The sequence below is a fragment of the Microbulbifer sp. TYP-18 genome, from assembly GCF_040932045.1.
Taxonomy (GTDB): Bacteria; Pseudomonadota; Gammaproteobacteria; order Pseudomonadales; family Cellvibrionaceae; genus Microbulbifer.
Genome location: NZ_JBFRBC010000002.1, coordinates 503,985 through 527,162, shown reverse-complemented (window position 1 = coordinate 527,162; position 23,178 = coordinate 503,985). Strand labels below are relative to the sequence as shown.

The 23,178-nt window shown below is 57.6% G+C and carries 22 protein-coding genes, 1 tRNA gene and 2 pseudogenes; 15 read left to right on the top strand and 10 right to left on the bottom strand.

Annotated features, from left to right (window positions below; genetic code table 11):
• Positions 1-67 precede the first annotated feature (67 nt).
• From ABVT36_RS04395 to ABVT36_RS04355, 9 genes and pseudogenes are all read left to right on the top strand, one after another.
• A pseudogene (locus ABVT36_RS04395) lies at positions 68-1,044 on the top strand (IS5 family transposase).
• Between the two features lie 568 nt (positions 1,045-1,612).
• Complete coding sequence (locus ABVT36_RS04390; protein ID WP_368455443.1) at positions 1,613-1,894, top strand: hypothetical protein; 282 nt, start codon at positions 1,613-1,615, stop codon at positions 1,892-1,894.
• A gap of 43 nt (positions 1,895-1,937) precedes the next feature.
• Positions 1,938-3,242, top strand: a complete 1,305-nt coding sequence (locus tag ABVT36_RS04385; protein WP_368455442.1) for a S41 family peptidase — start codon at positions 1,938-1,940, stop codon at positions 3,240-3,242.
• Positions 3,243-3,316: 74 nt separating this feature from the next.
• The gene (locus ABVT36_RS04380; RefSeq protein ID WP_368455440.1) at positions 3,317-3,961 is read left to right on the top strand and encodes an SOS response-associated peptidase family protein; all 645 of its coding nucleotides are present in this window, start codon (positions 3,317-3,319) and stop codon (positions 3,959-3,961) included.
• A gap of 26 nt (positions 3,962-3,987) precedes the next feature.
• Positions 3,988-4,965, top strand: a complete 978-nt coding sequence (locus ABVT36_RS04375) for a hypothetical protein (RefSeq protein ID WP_368455439.1) — start codon at positions 3,988-3,990, stop codon at positions 4,963-4,965.
• A 167-nt stretch (positions 4,966-5,132) separates the two neighbouring features.
• The gene (locus ABVT36_RS04370) at positions 5,133-5,981 is read left to right on the top strand and encodes a hypothetical protein (RefSeq protein ID WP_368455438.1); all 849 of its coding nucleotides are present in this window, start codon (positions 5,133-5,135) and stop codon (positions 5,979-5,981) included.
• A 440-nt stretch (positions 5,982-6,421) separates the two neighbouring features.
• Positions 6,422-6,682 carry a hypothetical protein gene (locus tag ABVT36_RS04365; protein ID WP_368455437.1) on the top strand — a complete coding sequence of 87 codons (261 nt, stop codon included), beginning with the start codon at positions 6,422-6,424 and terminating at the stop codon, positions 6,680-6,682.
• Complete coding sequence (locus ABVT36_RS04360) at positions 6,675-6,872, top strand: hypothetical protein (RefSeq protein ID WP_368455436.1); 198 nt, start codon at positions 6,675-6,677, stop codon at positions 6,870-6,872. Before ABVT36_RS04365 ends, ABVT36_RS04360 begins: the two co-directional genes overlap by 8 nt.
• Positions 6,873-6,987: 115 nt before the next feature.
• Positions 6,988-7,332: a hypothetical protein gene (locus ABVT36_RS04355; RefSeq protein WP_368455435.1), complete on the top strand. Its 345-nt coding sequence runs from the start codon at positions 6,988-6,990 to the stop codon at positions 7,330-7,332.
• An 818-nt stretch (positions 7,333-8,150) separates the two neighbouring features.
• On the opposite strand, the gene ABVT36_RS04350 is transcribed toward ABVT36_RS04355, so the two are convergent.
• The 6 genes and pseudogenes from ABVT36_RS04350 to ABVT36_RS04325 all read right to left on the bottom strand — a co-directional run bounded on the left by ABVT36_RS04350 (position 8,151) and on the right by ABVT36_RS04325 (position 14,728).
• Positions 8,151-8,226: transfer RNA gene (locus ABVT36_RS04350), tRNA-Phe, on the bottom strand.
• Positions 8,227-8,333: 107 nt separating this feature from the next.
• Positions 8,334-8,624, bottom strand: a complete 291-nt coding sequence (locus ABVT36_RS04345) for an oxidative damage protection protein (protein ID WP_368455450.1) — start codon at positions 8,622-8,624, stop codon at positions 8,334-8,336.
• 39 nt (positions 8,625-8,663) lie between these two features.
• Positions 8,664-9,716, bottom strand: a pseudogene (gene mutY / locus ABVT36_RS04340) (A/G-specific adenine glycosylase); the annotation flags it as partial.
• 92 nt (positions 9,717-9,808) lie between these two features.
• A complete protein-coding gene (locus ABVT36_RS04335) occupies positions 9,809-11,878 on the bottom strand; it encodes an AsmA family protein (RefSeq protein WP_368455434.1) in 2,070 nt (689 codons plus the stop codon).
• A gap of 353 nt (positions 11,879-12,231) precedes the next feature.
• The gene (locus tag ABVT36_RS04330) at positions 12,232-14,349 is read right to left on the bottom strand and encodes a TonB-dependent receptor (RefSeq protein WP_368455433.1); all 2,118 of its coding nucleotides are present in this window, start codon (positions 14,347-14,349) and stop codon (positions 12,232-12,234) included.
• 88 nt (positions 14,350-14,437) lie between these two features.
• On the bottom strand, positions 14,438-14,728 hold the full coding sequence (locus ABVT36_RS04325) for a hypothetical protein (protein ID WP_368455432.1): 291 nt from the start codon (positions 14,726-14,728) through the stop codon (positions 14,438-14,440).
• A 136-nt stretch (positions 14,729-14,864) separates the two neighbouring features.
• Between ABVT36_RS04325 and hisB the strand changes: the two genes are divergently transcribed.
• From hisB to hisF, 4 genes are read left to right on the top strand one after another with little or no spacing between them, the layout of a single operon-like run.
• Positions 14,865-15,461: an imidazoleglycerol-phosphate dehydratase HisB gene (hisB, locus tag ABVT36_RS04320; protein ID WP_368455431.1), complete on the top strand. Its 597-nt coding sequence runs from the start codon at positions 14,865-14,867 to the stop codon at positions 15,459-15,461.
• A gap of 2 nt (positions 15,462-15,463) precedes the next feature.
• Positions 15,464-16,108, top strand: coding sequence for an imidazole glycerol phosphate synthase subunit HisH (gene hisH, locus ABVT36_RS04315; protein WP_368455430.1), 645 nt, complete (start codon positions 15,464-15,466; stop codon positions 16,106-16,108).
• Between the two features lie 54 nt (positions 16,109-16,162).
• Positions 16,163-16,894, top strand: coding sequence for a 1-(5-phosphoribosyl)-5-[(5-phosphoribosylamino)methylideneamino]imidazole-4-carboxamide isomerase (gene hisA / locus ABVT36_RS04310; RefSeq protein WP_367149002.1), 732 nt, complete (start codon positions 16,163-16,165; stop codon positions 16,892-16,894).
• 2 nt (positions 16,895-16,896) lie between these two features.
• Positions 16,897-17,676: an imidazole glycerol phosphate synthase subunit HisF gene (hisF, locus tag ABVT36_RS04305; protein ID WP_368455429.1), complete on the top strand. Its 780-nt coding sequence runs from the start codon at positions 16,897-16,899 to the stop codon at positions 17,674-17,676.
• Positions 17,677-17,709: 33 nt separating this feature from the next.
• On the opposite strand, the gene ABVT36_RS04300 is transcribed toward hisF, so the two are convergent.
• The 4 genes from ABVT36_RS04300 to gpmI all read right to left on the bottom strand — a co-directional run bounded on the left by ABVT36_RS04300 (position 17,710) and on the right by gpmI (position 22,256).
• Positions 17,710-17,961: a DUF6316 family protein gene (locus ABVT36_RS04300; RefSeq protein WP_368455428.1), complete on the bottom strand. Its 252-nt coding sequence runs from the start codon at positions 17,959-17,961 to the stop codon at positions 17,710-17,712.
• A 95-nt stretch (positions 17,962-18,056) separates the two neighbouring features.
• Positions 18,057-19,409 (bottom strand): S41 family peptidase, encoded by a 1,353-nt coding sequence (locus ABVT36_RS04295; RefSeq protein WP_368455427.1) that lies wholly within the window; start codon positions 19,407-19,409, stop codon positions 18,057-18,059.
• A gap of 157 nt (positions 19,410-19,566) precedes the next feature.
• Entirely contained in the window at positions 19,567-20,718 is a 1,152-nt protein-coding gene (locus ABVT36_RS04290) for a murein hydrolase activator EnvC (RefSeq protein WP_368455426.1), read from the bottom strand.
• On the bottom strand, positions 20,706-22,256 hold the full coding sequence (gene gpmI, locus ABVT36_RS04285; RefSeq protein WP_368455425.1) for a 2,3-bisphosphoglycerate-independent phosphoglycerate mutase: 1,551 nt from the start codon (positions 22,254-22,256) through the stop codon (positions 20,706-20,708). Before gpmI ends, ABVT36_RS04290 begins: the two co-directional genes overlap by 13 nt.
• A 199-nt stretch (positions 22,257-22,455) precedes the next feature.
• On the opposite strand from gpmI, the gene ABVT36_RS04280 reads away from it, so the two are divergent.
• The gene (locus tag ABVT36_RS04280; RefSeq protein WP_368455424.1) at positions 22,456-22,866 is read left to right on the top strand and encodes a rhodanese-like domain-containing protein; all 411 of its coding nucleotides are present in this window, start codon (positions 22,456-22,458) and stop codon (positions 22,864-22,866) included.
• 22 nt (positions 22,867-22,888) lie between these two features.
• Positions 22,889-23,149, top strand: a complete 261-nt coding sequence (grxC, locus tag ABVT36_RS04275; RefSeq protein ID WP_367148994.1) for a glutaredoxin 3 — start codon at positions 22,889-22,891, stop codon at positions 23,147-23,149.
• Positions 23,150-23,178 lie beyond the last annotated feature (29 nt).

The window sequence follows — 23,178 nt, the reverse complement described above, 5'->3', positions numbered from 1 at the left end:
GGAACCTCTGAAAAACTGCTTCAGTCTGGCATAATTTACCCCATTTCCAACATACACAGATTCAATCATGAGCCAACTGACCTTCGCCGAAGCCGAATACACTATCAAGAAACGCAAAACACGGCGTGAACTGTTCCTCGAAAAGCTGAATCAGTTGTTGCCGTGGAGGCAGTTGGAGTCATCCATCGCCAAGTATTATGCCCGTGGCGGCATGGGTCGGCCACCTTATCCACTGCCCGCCATGTTGCGTATCCACATTATGCAGTTGGCCTACAACTTGAGCGATCCCGCCATGGAAGACGCTCTTTATGAGATAGAATCAATGCGCCGCTTTGCCGGTATTCGGTTGGATCGCGTGCCCGATGAGACAACGATCCTAAACTTCCGTCACCTGCTTGAAGAGCATCAACTTGGCAAAAAACTGTTTAATAAGATCAACAAGCACTTAGACCAGCACGGTCTGATTTTGCGAGAAGGCAGTATAGTGGATGCCAGTATCATTTCAGCCCCGAGTTCGACAAAGAACAAAGACGGTAAGCGCGACCCGGAAATGCGCCAGACAAAGAAGGGCAACGAATGGCACTTTGGTATGAAGATGCACATTGGCGTCGATGAATCGCTCGGCCTGATTCACAGTATCGAAACCACACCAGCTAGCGAGCATGATCTGAATGTGGCGGACAAGCTACTTCATGGAGAAGAAAAACGCGTCTGGGCGGATGCGGGTTACACAGGTGCACAAAACCGGGAGGCGCTCGCTTCAAGGAATTTGGATTGGCATATTGCGATGCGGCCTGGTAGGCGAAAGCAGCTAAAATTTGCAGACATTGAGCGAGCTGAAACGACCAAGGCAAGCGTACGCGCGAAGGTAGAACATGCATTTTTCTATATCAAACGCATGTTCGGATACAGCAAGGCTCGCTATCGTGGGTTGGCAAAGAACACCAACCGGTTGTATGTACTAGCTGGTCTGTCAAACCTGCTTCGCAGTCAAAAATATCTTCTGGCTTAGGGCCAGTGCACCTGGAATCTGCTGAGAAGTAGATTCCAGGTGAAAAAACAAACAACCTCAGGGTTGTTTTGGTCAAATTCAGGCCCGCACCAGAAAATACTGATACTGCCGTAGCGATTGTTGAGTTATTCAGACGTTCCCTAGTGTAGACAGATCCTAAAACGGACGACGACGCCCTGGTCCCGGATACCCAAACCGGGGCCAGTGTGGAGGACAGAAAGGTGTGACTGCAAACGCCTGAGCGTCGCCGACCGGTCAGTGCCGCTGCTGGACCGGGAGGGACCCCTGTGGCAGCAAAGCGAGGCGGTGCGGTAAAAGGTGGACGCCAACGGCCACTGGAGCCGAGATATCCACGGTGATATCCGCGACGGCACTGCAACGGAAAGGCTCAGCCGTGGAACATCTGGCTGACTACGACAGCTAGCACAAACAGGTGCGTCAACATTCGCTGGAAGAAATTGCCGGGTTGAAATTAATTGGAGCACGGGCGCGCTGCGCTTACTGAGCAGCGGCACCGCCAGCCTCTTCGCGCTGGACAACTTAGACCTCACCACCGCCAGCGATCTCAACAGCACTACCGCGCGGGACCTGAAAGAGCATGTGGGCAGTATCGCCGAGCGGATCGCCAAACTCAAACAGGTGATCAAGGTGAAGGATGGCGGCACCATCTGGCTCGACAATGAATCCGATAATGTACTGCAGCTGCTCAGTGATTTGATCGGGGTGGTCAAAACCCTCGCCGAGGACCTGGCCACCCACAAGCACTTGGGCGTGACGGCCGGCAGTGGTACAAGCCAGGCGCCGCAGAGCGCGAACACTTACACTGAAGCTGGCAACCAGGCCGGCACCTTGAAGAGAAAATTCGACGACATAATGGAATAGATTCGGGGAGAAGATGCTGTGATCGAAAGTGCTGGTTTAAAAAATGTATTTTGCGCCAGTTTTACAGAAAAATGATTACCGGGACCGATTTCTCAGCGCGGAATCCAAAATCACCAGAAACTATAAAAGAAATACAGGGTCACAGACCTCACTTGGAAACGGGACAGGAGGCGAAGCGATCAGTTTGCCAAAAATGAAAGCAGCACAAATATGCCCAAAAGGCTTGAGCTGGTGGGGCTTTGTGAGCATTTATCATAAAAACCTGCAAAGAAATAACGGTCTCGGACAAAGTGGTCGTAGAGACCACCATATAACTATTATGTGCCAGATGCAGACATCACTTATCGAGGTTAGAATGAGAATAATCGCATTTGTTTTATGCTTATTGATCGCCCCTATAACAAGCGCTGGTGAGGCTAAACATAGTCAGTTGGTAAAGCTTCTCCTTGAAAAGGTATCTGAAAATTACGTGATGGAAGAAAAGCTTCCTGAAATTACCAGGTCTTTATCCGATGTGCAGATGCAAGCGGAGTTTAATGAGCTTGAAGACCCAGCTAAAATTGCTGAAATATTGAATCTCACTTTGCAACAACATGACAAACATTTTGGCGTAAGATGGAGTGACCCCGCGCACAAAGATGACAAATTGGTATATGAAGGCTGGTTTTCAAAGCTTGACAGGAAACATTCTGGATTTCAAAAAGTCGAAATCTTAGAAGGAAATATTGGTTATATTGATTTTTGGGGTTTCGATAACGTTAATGCTAAATCAAAGTCTCGAGCAAACACAGCTTTACAGTTTGTTTCGGGGTCAGATGCGCTGATTTTTGATCTAAGGAATAACCGTGGCGGTAGCGCTGATATGGTTCGCCTAATTAGCAGCTACTTACTCGAAGGCCGGGTGCATTTAAATTCTATTTATTGGAAAGAAAGTGATTCTACCACTGAATTCTGGACTTACGCAGATATAGAAAATGGCGCTCAATCTGAGGTGCCAGTGTATGTTTTGACCAGTAAAGCTACATTTTCTGCTGCTGAAGAGTTTGCATATAATTTACAGTCTCTTAAGCGTGCGACTATTATTGGAGAGGTAACCAAGGGTGGCGCAAATCCTTGGAAATTTTTTGAGCTCACTGATAGCTTCAGAGTAGCTATTCCAATAGCAAAAGCAATTAATCCTATTACCAATAGAAATTGGGAAGGTGTTGGTGTTCAGCCTGATATTGCGACAAGCAAGGACGGTGCCTTCAGTGTGGCTTATAAGTTAGCGCTGGAGGAATTACAGAGTTCCAAAGTTACCCAAGAGCAACTAAAAGAAATCGAAGAGGCCCTTCAGAGCATTAAATGATCCGCGTCAGGCGATGATTCGAAAAATGTAGCTGGTGCAGGAACTCAGAAAGAGAGCGGAAGCTAGGGAGAGCAATGTGTAGCGTATTCGATGTGGAAGACGATGCTGGAATCGAGCGCTTTCTCCATGAGTACGGCGTTCGCCACCCTGACCGCATGATCTTTGGCCGTCGCCGCAGGCCCACTCAGCAGGTTTCCATTGTTACTGCCAGGCACGGCGCGCCGGAAGTAGAAAGCGCCATCTGGCACCTGTATCTTGAACGGGACGGGGAAAGCTGGAAACCACACCGCAAATACTGGTCCATCAACAGCAACTGGCAAAAGGTGGATAAGCGCCCCGAGTATCGTAAATCCCGCTGCCTCATTCCCGCCACCGCCTGGGTGGAAAGTCTGCGTGGTAAGAACCCCGTTGAATTTAGCTATGGCGAACCTTTTTTCTTTTGCGGCCTGTATAAGACCTGGGGCGACATGTTGAGCTGTTCCATCATCACCATTGCGGCCCATCCCAGGACCAGGAAATATCACGATAAATCCCTACCCATGGTGGCGCCGGCCGATCAGAAGTTTGTGCAGGACTGGCTCAGTGGGGGGGAGGACACTGCCTCCTTTGAGCCCTACCTGCATCCGCATATTGAATATGCCGGTCATCCGCTGTCGGTGCGGCCGGTGGAAAGGGCGACTTCTACGCACTACACCGGCGAGCCGCTGGACCTTTCCTGATTTCATTTCACCTGGAGCGCGGACCCGTGGAAGCGCAACTGAAGCGGCTGCTGGACCGCGCCTACCCGGACCTGAAAAGTCGCCTGCACCTGCCGCTGCTGGCGCAGGTGGTGGCCGTCAGCGATCCCCCGGCGCAGCCGCAACTGGCGGACGCTTACCGGCCCCGCTTTGCGGTGGATGTGCAGCTGCTGGACGAACAGGGCCAGCCGGACAAAGCAGTGCCGGTGTTTCGCAGTATGCCCTTGCCACTCACTTATGCCGGCAACGAACGGGGCCAGTTCGGCTTTCCGGAACCGGGCGCACTGGTGGAGCTCGCGTTTGCCTTTGGCCGGCCGGACCAGCCGTTTATCCATACCCTGCTGGGCCGCCATATGGGACTACCGGCGCTGGATCGGGAGGAATCCCTGTGGCAGCGGAGTGAAGCGGTGCGGCAAAAAGTGGACGCCAGCGGCCACTGGACCCGCGACACCCAAGGCGATATCCGCGAGACGGCACTGCAGCGGAAAGACTCGGCCGCTGAACACCTGGCCGACTACGACAGCGAGCACAAACAGGTGCGCCAACACTCGCTGGAAGAAATCGCCGGGGTAAAACTCATCGAGGCACTGGGCGCGCTGCGTCTGCTGAGCGGCGGCACCGCCAACCTGTCCGCGCTGGACAACCTAAACCTCGCCACCACCAGCGATCTCAACAGCACAGCCACGCGGGATCTGAAAGAGCATGTGGGCAATATCGCCGAGCGGATCGCCAAACTCAAACAGGTAATCAAAGTGGAGGACGGCGGCACCATCTGGCTCGGCAATGAATCCCACAATGTGCTGCAGCTACTCAGTGATTTGATCGGGGTGGTCAAAACCCTCGCCGAGGATTTGGCCACCCACAAGCATCTGGGCGTGATGGCCGGCAGTGGCACAAGTCTGGCGCCGGAAAATTTTGAAAGTTTTACTAGTGCCGGGAATGATGCGGACTTATTAATAGAGAAGCTGAGTGGGATAAAGGGTTGAAAAGGAGTTATTAATATTGAGCGTATTTACTGAGTAAATAAAGCGCGGCTGTAATCAAATAAATTTAATTATCGAAGGCGTTTTTGTAGTGCTCGACAAAAAAATATTTTCGAGTAATATAAAGGCACGGTTTTCTTTGATTAATAATAAATGTATAAGGTTTTAAAATGAGCAGTTTTGATTTTTTGCCAAATAAAATAGTGGCTTATGTAGCTGTTTTTAGCTTAAGCATTATTTCTGGGCAAGTGATTGCTAATACTATTGTACCAGGGTGTGGCAACTATCCTGAGAACACAAGTAAGATTTATGTTGAAACCTATCCCCAGAGAGCAGTAGTGGGCAGGTCATATACGTTCAAATCTCAATCCCCGATTTTAGAAGCATGGGGGCATGGAACGGAATGGAGACTAGCTTACTTCATACCACCATCTACAGTTACGATTACTCAGACAAGAACAAGTTCGATTAGTGAGTCAGGAATTTCTGATATCCATTTAACTCCTAGTTTTCGCGGCACAAACTATGTTGCAGTCGTTGAAAAAAATGAAGACGTTTGTGACAATGCGACATTCCTCGCCATCAATGCTCCTACCATTTCTGTGGCAGTAGGCAACACCTCTACTAGTGGTGGCTATGATTATGGCACCTTCTACATGTCCGGTACGATGGACCAGTTGTATGCTGTAAATGCCACGGCGGGGCTGCCGATGAAATATCAGATCCAGCGCAAGGGGATTGCCGTATGGAATGGGGCTCTATGCGACGTCAGGGAAGAAACGGCTACTTGGGGAAATGTCCAATCCCTTAGCCTCCAATCAGACTATAGTTTTGCTGAGCGCTGTGATACGGAATACCGTTTCAGAAGTTTTGATGGCGAATTTTTTAGCTCTTGGACTAGCCGCGTAGTGCAAGGTGGTAGTACCGGCACCGGCGGTGGTTCAGGTGGTGGTTCAGGTGGTGGCTCAGGTGGCGGCAATACAGGTTGTTCGAATCCACCCTGCGATATAGAACCATAAACTGTTCTTTTGTAAAAAGCCCGTTCTACGGGCTTTTTCATTTTTGGATAGCATTGAAGATGTGCAGGAATAGGGTGATCAATGGTGCGGTCAGGCTATTAGTCAGAGGTAGGGCAAGGACGAATCTCTGTAGGGAATATTGACCACGCCTTCCTCAGCGTATTCCACAAGTGTCAAGTGAGGTAAATATTGTTGGTCGAGATAACGTTATTTCCCAATTATAGAAATACTGACAATTTTATGCCTATTTGTTTTCTTAAAAGCAACCTAATATTATAAGTTGAATTTTATTAGAAATTTCATTCCGCTTTCTTTTATCTAAGTAAGCCATTGCCATAAAGCTGGCGGGCATTGACCTCTAATTGATTGCATCAGATTGACAATTTTTCGCCTTTTTTCTATATGCTGTATGTACATACAGTATATTTATGGAGGTGGACATGCGGCCCAGGACTATTATTATCGATGGCGAGCCGGTGAAGATCCGCCGCTTTCGGCTGGAGCGCTATGACCGGCAACCCATGTATAAGATCCAGCTGTTGAATTATCTGGAGTTCTACGGCACCTATTCTGCTGCGGTCGGCTGTGATTTGCGTGCCGCTATAATGGATGGCCTGAATCATCGCCGGGCGGTGATTCAGGAAATGGAGCTGGTGTGGGAACTCAGAAAGAGAGCGGAAGCTAGGGAGAGCAATGTGTAGCGTATTCGATGTGGACGACGATGCCGGAATCGAACGCTTTCTCCAGGAGTACGGCGTTCGCCACCCTGAGCGCATGATCTTCGGCCGTCGTCGCAGGCCCACCCAGCAGGTTTCCACTGTTACTGCCGGGCACGGCGTTATAGTCGCTTCGTTTCCAATCGATGTCTCTAATCGGGAATCTTATTTTTGAAATTTTGCTTGGTTCTTGTCATCATATAAATTAAAAGGATTTGATTTGACTATTCAATCTTCGGGCGAGAGTCAAATAAGGTATACACTAAGTTAATCTTATTATGGTGCGTAAAATGAAAAAATTGTTGATTCCAGCTATTGCAGCATTATTTGTGGCAAATGCTTATTCTGCCGCTTCGGTCACTGGAAAGATAAAGAGGGTTCGAGTCGATCATGATGGGAGAGCCATGATAGTTTTTGAGCAACCTCTAGGCGGAACTCCAGCCGCGTGCTCGGATAAACAAAACTATGGCAATGCATTGGCTGTAGATGCGCGTACTGAAGGGGGGAAAGCAGTATTAAGCATGGCGTTAGCTGCGAAGCTTTCAGGATCAACTGTTGCGGCTTTTGGATCGGGTACATGTGGTTTGTATGGAGGTAGCGTTATTGAAACTTGGAATATTGGTTCCTTAGAGTAAGAGGTTTTGAAGTAACTCAAGACGATGTTATGTGGCGGGGCGTTCAAAATTCTATGCCAGCCAATTAGCCTCTTGCTTTTGCGGTCTATATAGGACCTGGAGCGCTGTGTTGCGTTGTTCCAGCATCGCCATTATTGAATACGCCGGTCATCCCCTTTCGGTGCGGCCGGTGGAAAGGGCGACTTCTACGCACTACACCGGCGAGCCGCTGGACCTATCCTGATTTCATTTCTTTTCATTGCATTTTGCCGCCAGCAGTGCGGGGTTATCACGCCGCCAAATCTAACAAGTCTCGAAAATTCAAATACTTAACTAAGTAGCTGACGCCAAACCCAACGAAAATGGAATCCCCAAAAGGCCTGGCGATCACTCCTCCCCACGCCTGCGCGTTTTGCGCTTTTCCTTAGCCAGCGAAATTGGAAAACACCGCAAACCCCCGCCAGCCTTGGGCTGTAGCGATTTTCCGAATTTCACAAATTGAAGAAAAATGAAGAGTTTTGAAAAGGTTTTTCACAGCCAAAAATGACCGATAGCCAGGAATCACGGGGTTTTCCCGGCAGTACCGGAGTGCTCTATCTTATTTTTTGTGTGTGCAGTTAGCCTGCGTCGGATGCCATTAATTAATACAACCAACCTAAAACTCGCCAGGCAATAAGAGTTAACAGGTGCTCTGCTCAACCTATTAAGTGCCATGTTCAGGCTGCCTCTAAATTTGCGTGGACACAATGTGGACACTTAACGATTTTTTGGCGTGTTTCTGTGCATGAACGCAAACAATAAAAAACCCGCGAAAGCTAGCGCTGACGCGGGTTTGGAGATGGTGCCCAGAGGCGGAATCGAACCACCGACACGGGGATTTTCAGTCCCCTGCTCTACCGACTGAGCTATCTGGGCCGGACGCGGTCGCCGGGCTTGCCGGGCGTTGCGAGGCGCGTATTAAACCCGCTCCTTTAGGCCGAGTCAAGCCCTTGATTGCTCGACGGTTTTTGGTGAGTAAGCCTTCACTTCCGGTCGCTTTCACCGACTTCCGGCGGCACATAGCCCTCGGCCGCGTCATAGGCTTCGCCACTGAGGAATTTGCCCATCTGCTCACCCAGATAGACGCGGCTGGAGGGCTCCATCATATTGAGACGCTTTTCGTTGATGAGCATGGTTTGGTGCGCCAGCCACTCCTGCCAGGCCTGCTTCGATACATGCTCAAAGATGTCCTGACCTTTGGGGCCGGGGAAGGGCGGTGCCGACAGGCCCTCCAGCTCCCGCTGGTATTTGCGACAGAAGACGGTTCTGGACATGACGTTATCCCTCAGTTTTTGGCTGGCGAGTTTCTGCAGTTGTCGAACAAGCCCGACCACCGGAGCCGGCAGGCCCAGTTCCTGCGCCGCCCGGGGGCGGTTGAGCTGGCGCAGTTTATACCAGCTGCCGGAGTGCTCGGCCACCTGCGCCGGCAGTGAGGCCAGCTGTACCCACAGGGGGCTTATATCCAGGTGGAAATGGGTAAAGGTATGCCGCAGCTCCGGCAGGGGGTGAAGCCCGGCAATTTCCAGGCCCTGTGTACTCAGCCACTGGCGTGCCTCGTTCTCACTGCCGTCCTCCAGTTGCGGAGGTGTCCAGAGGCCACCCCAGATACCTTGCGGAGGCCTCTGCTGTAAAAACAGCGCACCGCCGTGTTCCAGCAACAGCATGGTGGTGCTGCGCACCGGCTTGTCCCGCCTGGGCTTCCTGCCGGGAAACTCCTGTGGGTCGCCGTGTCGGTGTGCCTGGCAGTGGGCGGCCAGTGGGCAGTCGCCGCAGCGGGGATTGCTGCGGGTACAGAGGGTGGCGCCGAGGTCCATCATGGCCTGGGTGTAGTCCCCCCCTCTGGTGACGGGCGTATACTGCTCCGCCAGCTGCCAGAGTTCTTTCGCGACTGCCGTCTGCCCCGGCCACCCGGCTACCCTGTGCAGGCGGGCCAGTAGTCGCTTGACGTTGCCATCCAGGATCGGCGCCCTCAGTCCCATGCTGATACTGGCTATGGCGCCGGCGGTGGAGCGGCCGATCCCGGGCAGTGCTATCAGCTCTTCCAGGTTTTCCGGCAGGGCCCCGCCATGTGTGGACACGACGACCTGCGCGCACTTGTGCAGGTTGCGTGCGCGGGCGTAGTAGCCGAGGCCGCTCCAGTGGGCGAGCACGCGATCCAGCGGCGCTGCGGCCAGGTCCGCGAGCGTGGGGAAGCTGCCCATGAAGCGTTCGAAATAGGGGATGACGGCGCTCACCTGGGTCTGCTGCAGCATTATCTCGGACACCCATACCCGGTAGGGGTTGATATCCTGCTGCCAGGGCAGGTCTTTGCGGCCGTGCTGGTCGAACCAGGTTAGCACCCGGTGCTGAAATTGTTCTGGGGACATGACTGCTGGGTTGTTGGCGGTGGGCTTGGGGGAGCCTGCCAGTGTAACAAAAGGGGGCGGCTATGGGGCCGCCCCGGATCTGTGGCCGGCTATCAGTCGCGCCGGAAAAGGCCCTTGAGCCTGTCTTTGAGTTCGTCCACTTTTTCCTGCACTTTGCGGCCGTATTTTTTCTCCGCCTTGTATTTCAGTTCCTCGCGGGCCAGGTCGTCCAGGCGCCGGCTGTCCGGTTTGCAGCTGCCGATACCGGCATCGTCGAGACTGCCCTTGCAGCGCAGCGGCAGCGGGCGGTTGCGCCAGCGGTCGTTCTGTACAGAACAACCGTCGGCGGAGGTTTTCTGGCCCGTCAGGGCCAGGCCGAGGGCAAAATCAAACTCGCCTTTGTGCAGATCCAGGCTCCCATCCCCGGTCATGGCGATATTCTCGATACCGGCCTGGACCTCGCGAACCTGCACCTGCGTACCCTCGACGGCTATATTGGCGCGCAGGTCCTGCAGGCGGGTCTGCGCTGGCCACTCCCTTTGGGGCAGTGGCGATTTCTCGACAAGGCTGACCAGCTGGCACATGCCCCTTTCCAGATTGAAGGGTGCCAGGGCCAGCTGGTCGCTGGAGACCTGTATGGCGGCGCGCAGCTGCTCCTGCAGTTGTGCCGTGTCGGCGCCGTGGGTTTGCGCGGTCCAGTTGACGCTGGCGCTGCCGGACAGTTTTACCCGTTCGCTGGGAAACAGGGCTTGTTGCAGCCTGGCGAGTTCGACACCGGTCAGGCCGCCGCTGACGCTGGTCTCGGCGGACTGGGCGCGGGCATTGAAGGTGCCATTGGTATTCAGTTCACCGCCGTAGAGGCCGGCGGAAAGTTTCTGCAGGCGGTAGAGGCCATTGTCGACGGTCAATTGCAGCTGGGGTTTGTCCAGCTGGATCTCGAAGGCCTGCAATTGTTCCATTCCCAGGTCGATGTTGGCGTTGAAGCCGCGCATGGCGGTCAACGGCAGCGGGATTGGCTCCGGCTCCGCTGCCGCAGGCGCCGGTTCCACAGGTGCTTCCGCCGGCTCCGCCGATGCGTCCGCAGGGGGCGGCGGCAGGTAATTATCGACTATCAGCGCACCGCCGCGCAGAGTGAGATCCAGTCCGGGCATGTCCGCATTGCGCAACTGGGCGCTGCCGGTAAATTGGGTATCGTCGAGCTGCAGTTGCAGCGGGGTCAGATCGAGTTTGCGCCCGGTACCCTCGATACTGGTTTCGAGACTGAATTTCTGCAGGGCTGTATCGCTGCGGACAGACAGGCCTGTGCCCATGATATCCAGCCAGGGACGCAGTGGCTCGGCCTCGGCCTTGAGGTTCAGCTGCATCCGCCAGGGCGCGTCGGGGCCATTGCGGCGCAGGTGGCCCCGCAGGGAAACCAGGGCCGCCGCCGGACCACTGGATACGCTCAGCTGCAGGGGCTGCAGGCGCAGGCCCCTGATGCCTTCGTCCAGGGCCAGGGTGCCGTTCAGCTCCAGGGTAACAGCTTGTTGCAGGGCGCTGCCGCTGACCAGGGCATTGGCGCTGACCTGTCCCGGCTCGCCGCCGGGCACCAGGTTGTCGGCGGTCAGGCGCAGTTTCTCGACGGTGTACTGGGTTTCTTTGCCGGCGTCGCTGTAACTGACGCGGCCGTCTTCGATGCGCAATTTGTCCAGTGCCAGCTGAAGCTGTCGGTCGCCGGGCCCGGATTTCCCGGCGGGTACTTCGAGCTTCGGGGGTTCCTCTGCCGCGCGGCTCTGCTGCTTTTCCACCGCCTGGGTCAGCTGCTGCCAGTTGCCGCGCCCGTCTTTATCGACGGTCAGTTGGATTTGCGGCTTCTGTAACAGTATTTCCTGTGCTTTGATGCGCTTTTTCAGCAGCGGCATCAGCGCGACCCCGACGGCGATGCGATCCGCTTTCACCAGTGGTTGATCGGGCTGGGCCAGGGGCGCCAGTTGAACGCCGTCCAGCTGCAGGGCCAGGTCCGGCCACAACTGCCAGCCGATATCGCCGTCCAGTGCCAGTGCTATGCCGTGCTTGGCAGCGAGCTGTTCGAATTGGGGTTTGTACCTGTTGACATCGATACCCGCCAGCAGCCAGGCGACGGCGCCGGCCAGTAACAGGAGAACGATAAGCAGGGCGGTGGCGGTGCGCTTGATCCAGGCCATGAAGCTGCAAGTCCCTATGGTTGATCCGGTAGGGCCGGGCCCTTGGGCGTCGGCTGGCGTCTATTTAGGCGCCGGGCTTATGAGTGTTGTGACGGCACTATTGTAGGAGATATGGTCACTATGCCAAGGCTGTTGTGATTACCGGCGGGGAACGATTTTAACGGATGTTTACAAGGAATGTTCGGAGTGCAAATCGAGCGCGTGGCTGCTGGATTTGTCGTGACGGGTTTGCGGACAGGTTCCGCGAACACGGGTTGAGGGAAGCCTTTTCCACAGGCTAACAGGGCACCGATAACCGCCAACCAACCAGGCGAAGCCGGTTGATTGACGATGACAGTGGAGACAGGCGGGGATCAGAACCTGAAGCGCATACCGGCCTCGATACTGCGGCCCTGCTCCGGCGCGAAGTCCCGCAACAGTGAGGTTGAATTGCGAATTTCCTCATCCAGCAGATTGCGTGCACTGGCAAACAGCACTGCGTTGGTATCGCCGAGCTGGAGATTGTAATTCGCGGTCAGGTCCATGCGCGTGTAGCCGTCGGTGGGTTCCTCGAAGGCGCCGGGGTGATTCTGCTCAAACGCATAGGTGGTGCGCCATTCCCAGCTCAGCTGCTGATAGTCACCACCCAGGGCGATACCGGTGCGTAGCGGCGGCATGCGCGGAACGTCGTCGCTCTGCCCGGCGACGCTGTCCGCGAACTGGGCCCGCACGCTGTCGCCGAACAGGGTCAGGTACAGAGATTCGCGCAGCGGCAGTCGCACCGACGCTTCGGCACCGTAAAAGGTGGCATCGCGATTGGTGTAGGCGTACACCGGCAATTCGCTTTCCTCATCCTCGAGGCCGGTATTGAGGGCGTAGATATAGTCGCTCACGCGGTTATAGAACAGGTTCACTTCTACCCGCGCGGCGTGCCAGCCGGCCGCCTCTTCGTTGTGGTGGTGGTAGCCCAGTTCCAGATTGACGGAGTTCTCGGCATCCAGTTCGCTGTTGCCGACGATGTATCTCGCCTCTGCCAGGTGTGCGCCATCGGCGAACAGTTCCTCTGCCACCGGTGCGCGCTCGGCACTGGTGAGGCCGAGACTGATATGCTGGTGTTCGGCGAGGAAGTACTGCAGGGCGGCGCTGGCGCCGAGCAGATTGAAGTTGCGATCACTGCCCAGGTCCGGGTTTACCTCCACCCGTTCCAGGCGCCCCCCCAGGTCCAGATGCCAGTTGTCCCAGCTGCGCTCCTTCATCGCGAAGGCGCCGGCGCTGGTGGTGTTGGAGGGCTGAATAAAGGCCTCTTCACCGACAGCTGCGAAGTCTTTGTCCGTTAGCTGCAGACCGTAGGCCCCGCGCCATTCACCGCCGTCGTCGTGGGTCACTTCGATACGGCTCTCCCAGGCTTTATTGGTAAAGCGGGTGCCGGGCTCCCCATTCTCCAGTTCCACGTGTTCATAGTCGTTGTAGCCGACGCGCACGCTGAGCTTGTCCCAGTAGTCGCTGTCGAAGCGGTGTTCGCTCTTCAGGTCGAAGCGGGTCTGGGCCAGGTCGATACGCACGGATTCGGGGCCTTCACCAGCATGGGCTTCATGCTCATCCGGGGTTTCACCAGCGTGTTCATCTCCGTGGTCATCTCCGTGCTCATGCTCGTGCGCGCCCTGGGGAATGCCGTAGTTGTTTTCCAGCCGGTTGATGGAAAGGCCGACAAAGCCGCTGTCGGTAATCCAGGACAGGCCGCCGCTGGCACTTTGGGCGCGGCCGTTGGTATTGCCCACAAAGCCATCGGTGTTGAACTCTTCCTCGTGCTCTTCCCCGGCGTGATCCCCATCATCATGGTGCTCTTCGTCGTGTTCGACAATCGCCAGCCCGGGGATGCGGGTATCGCCGTTTTCCCGGTAGACGCCGTCCAGGTACCAGGCCAGCTGGCCGGCACCGCCGTCCAGGCGGAACACACCGGCATCCTGGTCATTGCCGCTGTTGTGGCGCAGCTCCAAAGCACCGGAGGTCTTCTCCGGCAATCGGGTGGGAATACGGCCGTCAATGACGTTGACGACACCACCGATGGCGCCGCTACCGTAGCGCAGTGCGGCGGGGCCGCGCAGGATTTCAATGCGTTCGGCCAGCAGTGGTTCTATGCCGACGGCATGGTCGGAACTGGTGTTGGAAGCATCGGCCACATCCAGGTTGTCGCTCAGAATCTTGACCCGGTTGGCACTCTGGCCGCGAATAACCGGCAGGCCGACACCGCCCCCAAAGGAGGCGTTGTGCACACCCAACTCGCTGTTGAGGGTGTCACCCAGAGTTGCGGATGCCCTGTCCCGCAGCTTGTCTCCACTGAGTACCGAAACCGGCGCAGCCACCGCATCAGCAGGCTTGTCCAGAGGGGAGACGGTTACATTGACTTCTTCCAGTACCTCGCTCTGGGCGAAACCATAGGGCACAGTGAGGGCGCCGGCGATTGCCAGGGCCAGTTTGCTGTAATTTTTCATCGGTTCTGTTCCTGTTACACGGCTGCGGGCAATTACTATTAGGTGCAACCCGGCAGACCGGAAATCCAATTTCGGGATTGTTGGTTTTTTAATGGTGTAACAGGGGGGCGGGCGGCGCGCGGGCACTCTGGCGCTCTGGCTGGCTGTCGCTGGCAACAGGTGCGCTGTGGCTAAAGGGGGTCAGGGGCGCGGCCGCAGGGAGCATCCGGTACTCGCTGCCCAGAGTGGCCGGCATATGGTTGAAGCAAATATCGCACAGTTCGTGGGCGGGGTCGGCGAAATGGATGTGCTCCGCCAATACCGGCTGTGCCGTGATCAGTGCGACCAGCAGCAGCAGGCTCGCCCAGATGGGCGTTCTTTGACGGGGGTGCTTTACCATGCGCCGTATCTTAATCAATCACTCGGTCGAATCAAGTTTCATCCGAGACAATCGGGTCACAGGCGCTGTGATTGGACCTATAATCCGCACCTTCTATCGCAAATGACGGGTCGGCTTGTTCGACCCGCGAACCAGGATGCAGCTCATGCGCAAGGCCAGCGTCAACCGCGACACCCTTGAAACCCGGATTCAGGTCAGCGTCAATCTGGACGGTACCGGTCGCGGCCGGTTCGATACCGGGGTGCCCTTTCTGGAACACATGCTGGATCAGGTAGTCCGTCACGGCATGATCGACCTGGACATCAGCTGCAAGGGTGACGTGCATATCGACGATCACCATACGGTGGAGGATATAGGCATTACCCTGGGCAAGGCCATCGCCGAGGCGGCGGGGGACAAAAAGGGCATGACCCGCTACGGCCACAGCTATGTGCCTCTGGATGAGGCTCTGTCCAGGGTGGTGGTGGATTTCTCCGGTCGCCCGGGGCTGGTAATGAATGTGCCTTTTACCCAAAAGCGCATCGGCAACTTCGATACCGAGCTGTTTTTTGAGTTCTTTCAGGGCTTCGTAAACCACGCCCTGGTGACGCTGCATATCGACTGTCTGCGTGGACACAATGCCCACCACCAGGTGGAGACGGTCTTCAAGGCCTTTGGCCGCGCGCTGCGCATGGCCCTGACTCTGGACCCGCGCATGGCGGGCGCCACGCCTTCCACCAAAGGTGTGCTCTGACCATGCAGAGGATTGCTGTGTTGGATTACGGTATGGGCAACCTGCACTCGGTGGTCAGTGCTGTGAAGCGGGTCGCGCCGGAGGATGAGGTGGTGTTGGCCGGAGGACCGGACCAGGCTGCTGGAGCGGACCGCCTGCTGGTGCCGGGAGTGGGTTCCATCGGCGCTTGCATGACGGGATTCCGGCAGGCGGGGTTCGAGCCTCTACTGCGCTCGGCGATCGAGGCTGAACTGCCTGTTCTGGGGATCTGTGTGGGTATGCAGATCATGATGCGCCACAGCGAGGAGAATAATGGGGTCGACTGCCTCGGCATTTTTCCGCAGCCGGTAAAGTTTTTCGGTACCGGACTGAGCTCGGAGGGTGCGCGTCTGAAGGTGCCCCATATGGGCTGGAACCGGGTGCGCCAGGTTGTTGACCACCCTCTGTGGCAGGGTATCGACGACCAGAGCCGGTTTTATTTCGTACACAGTTATTATGTACCGGCCGGGGGCAACAGCGCGATGGTGGGACAGGCCGACTATGGTATCCAACTGGCCGCGGCAGCGGCCCGGGGCAGTCTTTTCACCACCCAGTTTCACCCGGAAAAAAGTGCCGGTGTGGGCCTGCAGCTACTGAAGAATTTCGTCCACTGGGACGGCGCTGTCTGATAGCCGGCAGCGAGCGGATCAACCCTATTCTACCGTCAACCATAAAGATTCAAGATGATAGTTATTCCCGCGATAGACCTTAAGAACGGCCAGTGTGTACGCCTGCGACAGGGGGAGATGGAAGAGGCTACGGTGTTTTCCGACGATCCCCTGGGCACTGCCCGGCACTGGGTTGAGCAGGGGGCGCGCCGGCTCCATCTGGTGGACCTGGATGGCGCCTTTGCCGGCAACCCGGTCAACGGCGAGGTGGTCACCGCCATTGCCGGGGCATTTCCGCAGTTGCCGGTGCAGATCGGTGGTGGAATCCGCGATCTGCACACTATCGAACATTACCTCGACGCCGGGGTTAGCTGGGTGATCATCGGTACCGCTGCGGTGAAGGATCCGCAGTTGGTGAAGGACGCCTGTCGGGAGTTCGAGGGCCATATTATTGTCGGCCTGGACGCCAAAGATGGCCTGGTTGCCACCGAGGGCTGGGCGGAGGTGTCCAGCCTGCAGGCGACAGAGCTGGCGCGGCGCTTTGCCGACTGTGGTACCAGTGCCATTGTCTACACGGATATCGCCCGCGACGGCATGATGCAGGGGGTCAATATCCCCGCGACCCTGGCGATGGCGCGTGCGGTTCAGGTACCCGTCATCGCATCGGGCGGTGTCAGCAGTATGGGGGATATCAAACAACTGCTGGAGGCCGGGGAAATCTACGGGGCAATCACCGGCCGCGCGATTTATGAGGACAAATTGAATCTGCGCGCGGCCCAGAGCCTGTGCGACGAGTGGGGAAAATAAGCGTGGGTCTCGCGAAGCGCATCATTCCCTGCCTGGATGTGGACGCCGGCAGAGTGGTGAAGGGGGTCAATTTTGTCGGTATTCGCGATGCGGGGGATCCGGTGGAAATCGCCGCGCGATACAACCAGGCCGGTGCGGACGAAATCACTTTTCTCGATATCACGGCTACCCACGAGCAGCGCGATACCACGCTGCACACGGTTGAACGGATTGCGTCGCAGGTCTTTATTCCCCTCACCGTCGGCGGGGGTGTGCGCAGCTTGCAGGATATCCGCAATCTGCTGAATGCCGGCGCGGATAAAACCGCAATCAATTCGGCGGCAGTGAAAAACCCGGAGCTGGTGCGCGAGGCGGCAGAGCGTTTTGGCAGCCAGTGCATTGTTGTCGCAATTGACGCCAAGCAGGTGGCGGGTGAGCGCTGGGAGATTTTTACCCACGGCGGCCGCAAACCCACCGGTATCGATGCGGTGCAATGGGCGCAGAAGATGGCGGACCTGGGTGCCGGGGAAATACTGCTCACCAGTATGGATCGCGACGGTACCCGGAGCGGGTTTGACCTGGCACTGACCCGAGCGGTGAGTGATGCAGTAGCGGTCCCGGTCATAGCGTCCGGCGGCGTCGGCGATCTGGAGCATCTGGCGGAAGGTGTTTTACAGGGCGGTGCCGATGCGGTGCTGGCGGCAAGTATTTTTCACTTTGGCGAATACACTGTGGAAGAGGCCAAGCGCTATATGCAGGCACAGGGTATTGAAATGCGCCTTAGCGGGCTCTTGGAAAAGTAGTTTTCAACAGCCGGTTAGACAGGTAGAGCGGTCTCAGCGGCTCTGCGTGTGTGGGTTTTTACTGTGCCGGCCGGCGAACAGGTGCACCACCGAACTGGAATGGTTTTCCTTTGCGCGGGGTTCAAAGAGGGTGGCCAGCGCCTGTTCGGCTTCACTGCGACAGGGGTAGGGTCCGAAACAGCGGCCGCCGCGGACCTGAAAGTACCAGTCATCCCCAACCTTGTAGAAACGATCCGAGCGGGGCGGAATGGGTTGCCCCTCTTCGCCGTTGCGGTAGCGTTGCATTGACACCTTCCGTGGAATTGGGTGCGGACATGGCCCGCGCGGATTCCCTGTTGGTTATTCTCGACCCCGGCAGTCTCCCACCCGTGGGGGTTGTATCACTGGCTTAAGCGGGCTAACCGCTCGCGCTCCAGGCGATCGCGTTGGGCGTAGAGATTGAGCCCTTTCAGCACGTTGAGTGCCTCGAATATCTGGTTGTCGCGCCCGTACCAGTCCTCCCGTTGGGCCTTTTCGCGGGCGCGGTCCTCGGCGTTGCGCTCGGCACCGCCGTTGCCATTGTCCAGGTGCCCGGCCAGGTCCGCCTCGGTGGTGCGGGAGTCCGATGGCAGCCGGGTGACCTTGACCCGTTCCACCTCGATATCGGGGTTGATTCCCTGGGCCTGAATGGACCGGCCATTGGGGGTGTAGTAGAGGGCGGTGGTCAGTTTGATGGCGCGGTCCCGGCTGATGGGAATCACCGTTTGTACTGAGCCTTTGCCAAAACTGTCGGTGCCCATCACCACAGCGCGGCGGTGATCCTGCAGGGCGCCGGCGACAATTTCCGCCGCCGAAGCGGAGCCGCCGTTGATCAGCACCACCAGGGGTGTGCCGTCGCTGAGATCGCCGGGCTCCGCCGAGTAGCGCAGATTGGAGGAGTCGTTGCGGCCTTTGGTGTACACCACCAGGCCCTCTTCCAGGAAGGCATCCGCCACTTCCACCGAGGCCTGCAGCACTCCGCCGGGGTTGTTGCGCAGGTCGAGGATCAGGCCCTTCAGCTCGCGCTCGTCGCGCAGCTTTTTGAGTGCCCGAGCCAGGTCGCGGCCGGAGTCGACCTGGAACTGGCTGATGCGAAGGTAGCCGTAGCCGTCCTCGAGGAATTCACCGCGCACACTGGGTACGCGCACTTTGTCGCGTTTGATGGTGACCTGGAAGGGCTCCTTGTAGCCTTTGCGGGCTATGGTGAGGGTCACACTGCTGCCGATGGGTCCGCGCATGCGTTCCACGGCCTCTTCCAGGCTGACACCGCGCATGGACTTGCCGGCCAGGCGCAGGATGATGTCGCCGGATTTCAGGCCGGCGCGGGCGGCCGGTGTGTCGTCCATGGGGGTGACGACGGTGACATGCTCGTTCTCAATACCCACCTCGATACCCAGGCCGGCGAATTCGCCGGTGGTATTTGCCTGCAGATCGTCGAAAGATTCGCGGTCCAGATAGGCGGAGTGAGGGTCCAGACCCTGCAACATACCTTTGATGGCGTACTCCAGCAGGGTGCTGTCGTCCACTTCCTCGATATAGCCCTGACGGATCTGTTCGAACACCTTGGCGAAACTGCGCAGATCCTCCAGGGGCAGTCGGGTCTCTGCTGGTGGTGGCTGTTTGGCTGGGGCATCCCCTTGGCTAAGACCAATCAGCGGCAGCGCGGTGAGGGCAGCTGCGCCGATGACGGCGGCCAGCGTCTTGGGAGTTGGCATAACGGTTAGACCTCGGCCTTATTTGTTCGCTTCTTCGCCAAAGTGTAGACCTGGGAAAGAAGCTAAGTTTCCAACTTGACATGCCATTCTACCAACTTGAGATGGTGCGGCGGTATTGCCGGCTGGCGGGGAGGGGGCTGTACGGCGGGGCTCCGGGTCAGCTTCGGCACCAGATGGTGGGGTCCTGAGGCTGGCCGTCATGGCGGATTTCGAAATAGACACCGCTATCGCTCAGGCCGCCCGTATTGCCTGCGCGCGCGATAGTGTCTCCGGTCTCCACCCACTCACCGAGACTGCGGCTGAGCGACTGATTGTGACCATAGAGGCTCAAATAGCCATCGCCGTGGTCGAGGATGATCAGCATGCCCTGGCCGCGCAGATAATCTGCAAATACCACGCGGCCCCGGTGGATGGCGCGCACCGGCGTTCCCTCGCTGGCGCGGATGGTAATACCGGTCCAGGTGATGCCGTTGGCGCGGCGCTGGCCGAAGGCATTGGCCCGCCGGCCCTTGCTGGGCCAGTCCATGCGGCCCCGCTGCCTGGCGAAGGGCTGCTGGTGGTCGGGATCGATCAGGCTGGCGATAGCGCGGCCCACCTGATCCACAAGTTTTTGCAGGCGGTTTCGGTCCCCCTGCAGCTTCTGCAGCGCATTGTTCTTGTCGGCCAGGCGCAGTGTCAGTTGAGCGAGGGCGTCCTGGCGCTTGCTGCGCGCCCTGCGCAGTTGCTGTTCACGGATTTCCAGCTGCCGCAGTTCTGCCGCCAGGGTGTCGCGCTCCCCTTCAATAGTGCGACTGAGGGTCCGCAGCTTACTGAGTGTGTCGAGATAGTCGTCGATGACGCGGCTGCGTTCTTGGAGGAAGTATTGGTGGTAGCGGAGTTGGCGGGCGATGTGTTGAGGGTCCTGCTGGTTCAGGAGCAGTTTGATCTGCTCCTGTTTGCCGAGTCGGTAAGCGGCGGCGACTTCCTGTTCGACCTGCCGCTGCATACTTCGCCGGGACTGCTCCAGCTGCTGCCGCTCCAGCTCCAGCTGTTGCAGCCTGTTGTTGCGGCTGCGGGTGTCACGTTTGATCCTGTCGATGCGCTGCAACAGATCGGAGATATCCTTCTCGCTGGTCTCCAGATCCTCTAGCAGTTGGTCGCGCTCATTTTTTACCTGTCGGAGTTCCTGCTGCAAAGCCTCGATGCGCTGTTTAACCTCGTGCAGGCGTTCCTGTTCGGTCTGGGCTTGCACAAACTGGGCCGGCGCCGCCAGCAGCAGGGCCAGCAGCGCGTACGGAAGCCTGCGCAGTAGCTGTTTCATCTTTCCCATTGCACCAGGCTCCGGCCAGTCATTTCCCCGGGCTGGGGCAGGTCCATCAGTGCCAGCATGGTGGGGGCCACATCCGCCAGGCTGCCGCCGTCGCGCAGGGCGAGTTTGCGCTGACCTATATAGACCAGGGGCACCGGCAGCGTGGAGTGCTGGGTGCTGACCTGGCCGGAGGCCGCATCATACATTTCTTCCACATTGCCGTGATCGGCGGTAATCAATACCTCTCCGCCAGCGGCGAGAGCCGCGGTCACGACCCGGTCGACACAGTGATCCAGAGTTTCAACCGCCTTCACCGCTGCCTCGAAGACGCCGGTGTGACCGACCATGTCACCGTTGGCGTAATTGCAGATGATCACATCAAAGGCACCCGCCTCCAGCGCCGCCACCAGCTTGTCGGTGACTTCCGGCGCGCTCATTTCCGGTTGCAGGTCATAGGTGGCCACGTCGGGGGACTTGATCAGTTCGCGGGTTTCGCCGCTGTAAGGGGCTTCGCGACCGCCGCTGAAGAAAAAGGTCACATGGGCATATTTTTCCGTTTCCGCGATGCGCAGCTGCGTCTTACCCAGCTGAGCCAGATACTCCCCCAGGGAGTTGGCCAATGCCTGGGGCGGGAAGGCGCAGCTGGCCTGGATGTCGGCGGCATACTCGGTGGTCATCACGAAATCCGCCAGCTTGGGCTCAGCGGCGCGCTCGAAGCCCTGGAAATCCGGCTGGGTAAAGGCCCGGGTGAGCTGGCGGGCGCGGTCCGGGCGGAAATTCATGAAGATCAAGCTGTCGCCATCGGCCACTGGCGCCGCTGCCCCCACCAGGGTCGGCGCGACAAATTCATCATTTTCGCCCCGCTCATAGGCCGCTGCCAGGCCGGCCAGCGCATCCTCCGCACGGTGCGCGGCGCTGCCCCGGGTGAGCAGGTCGTAGACAGCCTGGGTGCGGTCCCAGCGCTGGTCGCGATCCATGGCGTAATAGCGCCCCGCCAGGCTGGCGATGCGGGCGCTTCCCACCGAATCGCACACCTGTGTCAGACGCGCGATGGAGGCTTCGGCACTGCGGGGCGGGGTATCGCGCCCGTCCAGGAAAGCGTGCAGGTAAATCGCTCTGGCGCCCCGCTGGGCGGCCAGGGTGATCATGGCGACGATATGGTCCTCGTGACTGTGCACACCACCTTCGGACGCCAGTCCCATGATATGCACAGCACCGTTGTTGAGAATGGCCTTGTCCACCGCGGCGGTGTAGGCGGGATTGCGGAAGAAGTCGCCACTGCCGATGGCCTTATTGATGCGGGTGAAATTTTGATAGACCACGCGTCCGGCGCCCAGGGTCATGTGCCCCACTTCGGAGTTGCCCATCTGGCCCTGGGGCAGCCCCACTGCCAGGCCGGAGGTCTGAATCAGGGTCCTGGGCCGGGTTGCCCAGATTTCGTCCCACACGGGGGACAGCGCCGAGTGAATGGCGTTGTGCTGAGAATTGTCACTGTGGCCGAAGCCGTCCAGGATCAACAGGACCAGCGGGTGTTTGGGTGGGGACTGGGCGGCTGTCATGCGTGGAGTTTCCCAATGGCTGACTCAGTATGGGGACGCGGATTTTAACCTGTTTGACCGCCGTTGGTCAGGTGTAGTGGCGCCGGACCCAAAGATTCACTGGTTAAGAATTCGCCACAGTAGTGTATACTCCCGCCCTCTCCTGAACTGCGCAAGTGTCCGGGGGACAACAAAAGACACTGACGAAACTGGGGGCCGAGTGGATTTTTTCGTCTTTATAAGCGAGCAGTGGCTACTGGTCAGCCTGCTGGTGATACTCCTTTATGCCTTTGCGCTGAATGAGCGCCGCAACGCCGGTATTCCCGCTTCGGTGCATGAGGTGACACGCCTGATCAACAGCCAGGGCGCACGGGTGCTCGATGTGCGCGACTGCGGTGACTATGACGCGGGCCATATTGTCGACGCGCTGCACATTCCCCACGGGGAGGTGGCCGGACGCCTGAATGAGCTGGCGTCCATGAAGGACAAGCCGCTGATAGTGGCGGACAAAATGGGCCAGCACGCGGGTGCCGTGGGGCGCGCCCTGAAACGTGAGGGATTTAGCGTGCGCCGGCTGCAGGGTGGCATGACGGAGTGGTCCACGCAGAATCTGCCGCTGGTCAAGAGCTGACCGCAATCGAGAGCTGAAGTTAATGCAACCCGTTGTTATCTATACCACCCGTTTCTGCTTCTTCTGTCTTCGCGCCAAGCGCCTGTTGAACAGTAAAGGCGTGGACTACAAAGAGATTCCGGTGGATGGCGACCCGCGTTTGCGCGCAGAGATGGCCGCTAAGGCGGGCCGCAGCACTGTGCCGCAGATCTGGGTGGGAGACCATCATGTGGGCGGCTGTGACGAGTTAATGGCGGCAGAGCACAGTGGGCAGCTGGACAAACTGCTGCAGTCCCGGGCCTGAGTTCCGCGGCAAATTGGCGCCAAATATCA

What these genes read in the sequence shown, in the direction of transcription:
- ABVT36_RS04385 (WP_368455442.1), top strand. Translation starts at nt 1,938, where the DNA reads ATGTATTTTGCGCCAGTTTTACAGAAAAATGATTACCGGGACCGATTT.
- ABVT36_RS04370 (WP_368455438.1), top strand. Translation starts at nt 5,133, where the DNA reads ATGAGCAGTTTTGATTTTTTGCCAAATAAAATAGTGGCTTATGTAGCT.
- ABVT36_RS04360 (WP_368455436.1), top strand. Translation starts at nt 6,675, where the DNA reads ATGTGTAGCGTATTCGATGTGGACGACGATGCCGGAATCGAACGCTTT.
- hisH (WP_368455430.1), top strand. Translation starts at nt 15,464, where the DNA reads ATGCAGAGGATTGCTGTGTTGGATTACGGTATGGGCAACCTGCACTCG.
- gpmI (WP_368455425.1), bottom strand. Translation starts at nt 22,256, where the DNA reads ATGACAGCCGCCCAGTCCCCACCCAAACACCCGCTGGTCCTGTTGATC.
- grxC (WP_367148994.1), top strand. Translation starts at nt 22,889, where the DNA reads ATGCAACCCGTTGTTATCTATACCACCCGTTTCTGCTTCTTCTGTCTT.
- ABVT36_RS04355 (WP_368455435.1), top strand. Translation starts at nt 6,988, where the DNA reads ATGAAAAAATTGTTGATTCCAGCTATTGCAGCATTATTTGTGGCAAAT.
- ABVT36_RS04300 (WP_368455428.1), bottom strand. Translation starts at nt 17,961, where the DNA reads ATGCAACGCTACCGCAACGGCGAAGAGGGGCAACCCATTCCGCCCCGC.
- ABVT36_RS04345 (WP_368455450.1), bottom strand. Translation starts at nt 8,624, where the DNA reads ATGTCCAGAACCGTCTTCTGTCGCAAATACCAGCGGGAGCTGGAGGGC.
- ABVT36_RS04325 (WP_368455432.1), bottom strand. Translation starts at nt 14,728, where the DNA reads ATGGTAAAGCACCCCCGTCAAAGAACGCCCATCTGGGCGAGCCTGCTG.
- hisA (WP_367149002.1), top strand. Translation starts at nt 16,163, where the DNA reads ATGATAGTTATTCCCGCGATAGACCTTAAGAACGGCCAGTGTGTACGC.
- hisB (WP_368455431.1), top strand. Translation starts at nt 14,865, where the DNA reads ATGCAGCTCATGCGCAAGGCCAGCGTCAACCGCGACACCCTTGAAACC.
- ABVT36_RS04330 (WP_368455433.1), bottom strand. Translation starts at nt 14,349, where the DNA reads ATGAAAAATTACAGCAAACTGGCCCTGGCAATCGCCGGCGCCCTCACT.
- ABVT36_RS04365 (WP_368455437.1), top strand. Translation starts at nt 6,422, where the DNA reads ATGCGGCCCAGGACTATTATTATCGATGGCGAGCCGGTGAAGATCCGC.
- ABVT36_RS04290 (WP_368455426.1), bottom strand. Translation starts at nt 20,718, where the DNA reads ATGGGAAAGATGAAACAGCTACTGCGCAGGCTTCCGTACGCGCTGCTG.
- ABVT36_RS04295 (WP_368455427.1), bottom strand. Translation starts at nt 19,409, where the DNA reads ATGCCAACTCCCAAGACGCTGGCCGCCGTCATCGGCGCAGCTGCCCTC.
- ABVT36_RS04380 (WP_368455440.1), top strand. Translation starts at nt 3,317, where the DNA reads ATGTGTAGCGTATTCGATGTGGAAGACGATGCTGGAATCGAGCGCTTT.
- ABVT36_RS04335 (WP_368455434.1), bottom strand. Translation starts at nt 11,878, where the DNA reads ATGGCCTGGATCAAGCGCACCGCCACCGCCCTGCTTATCGTTCTCCTG.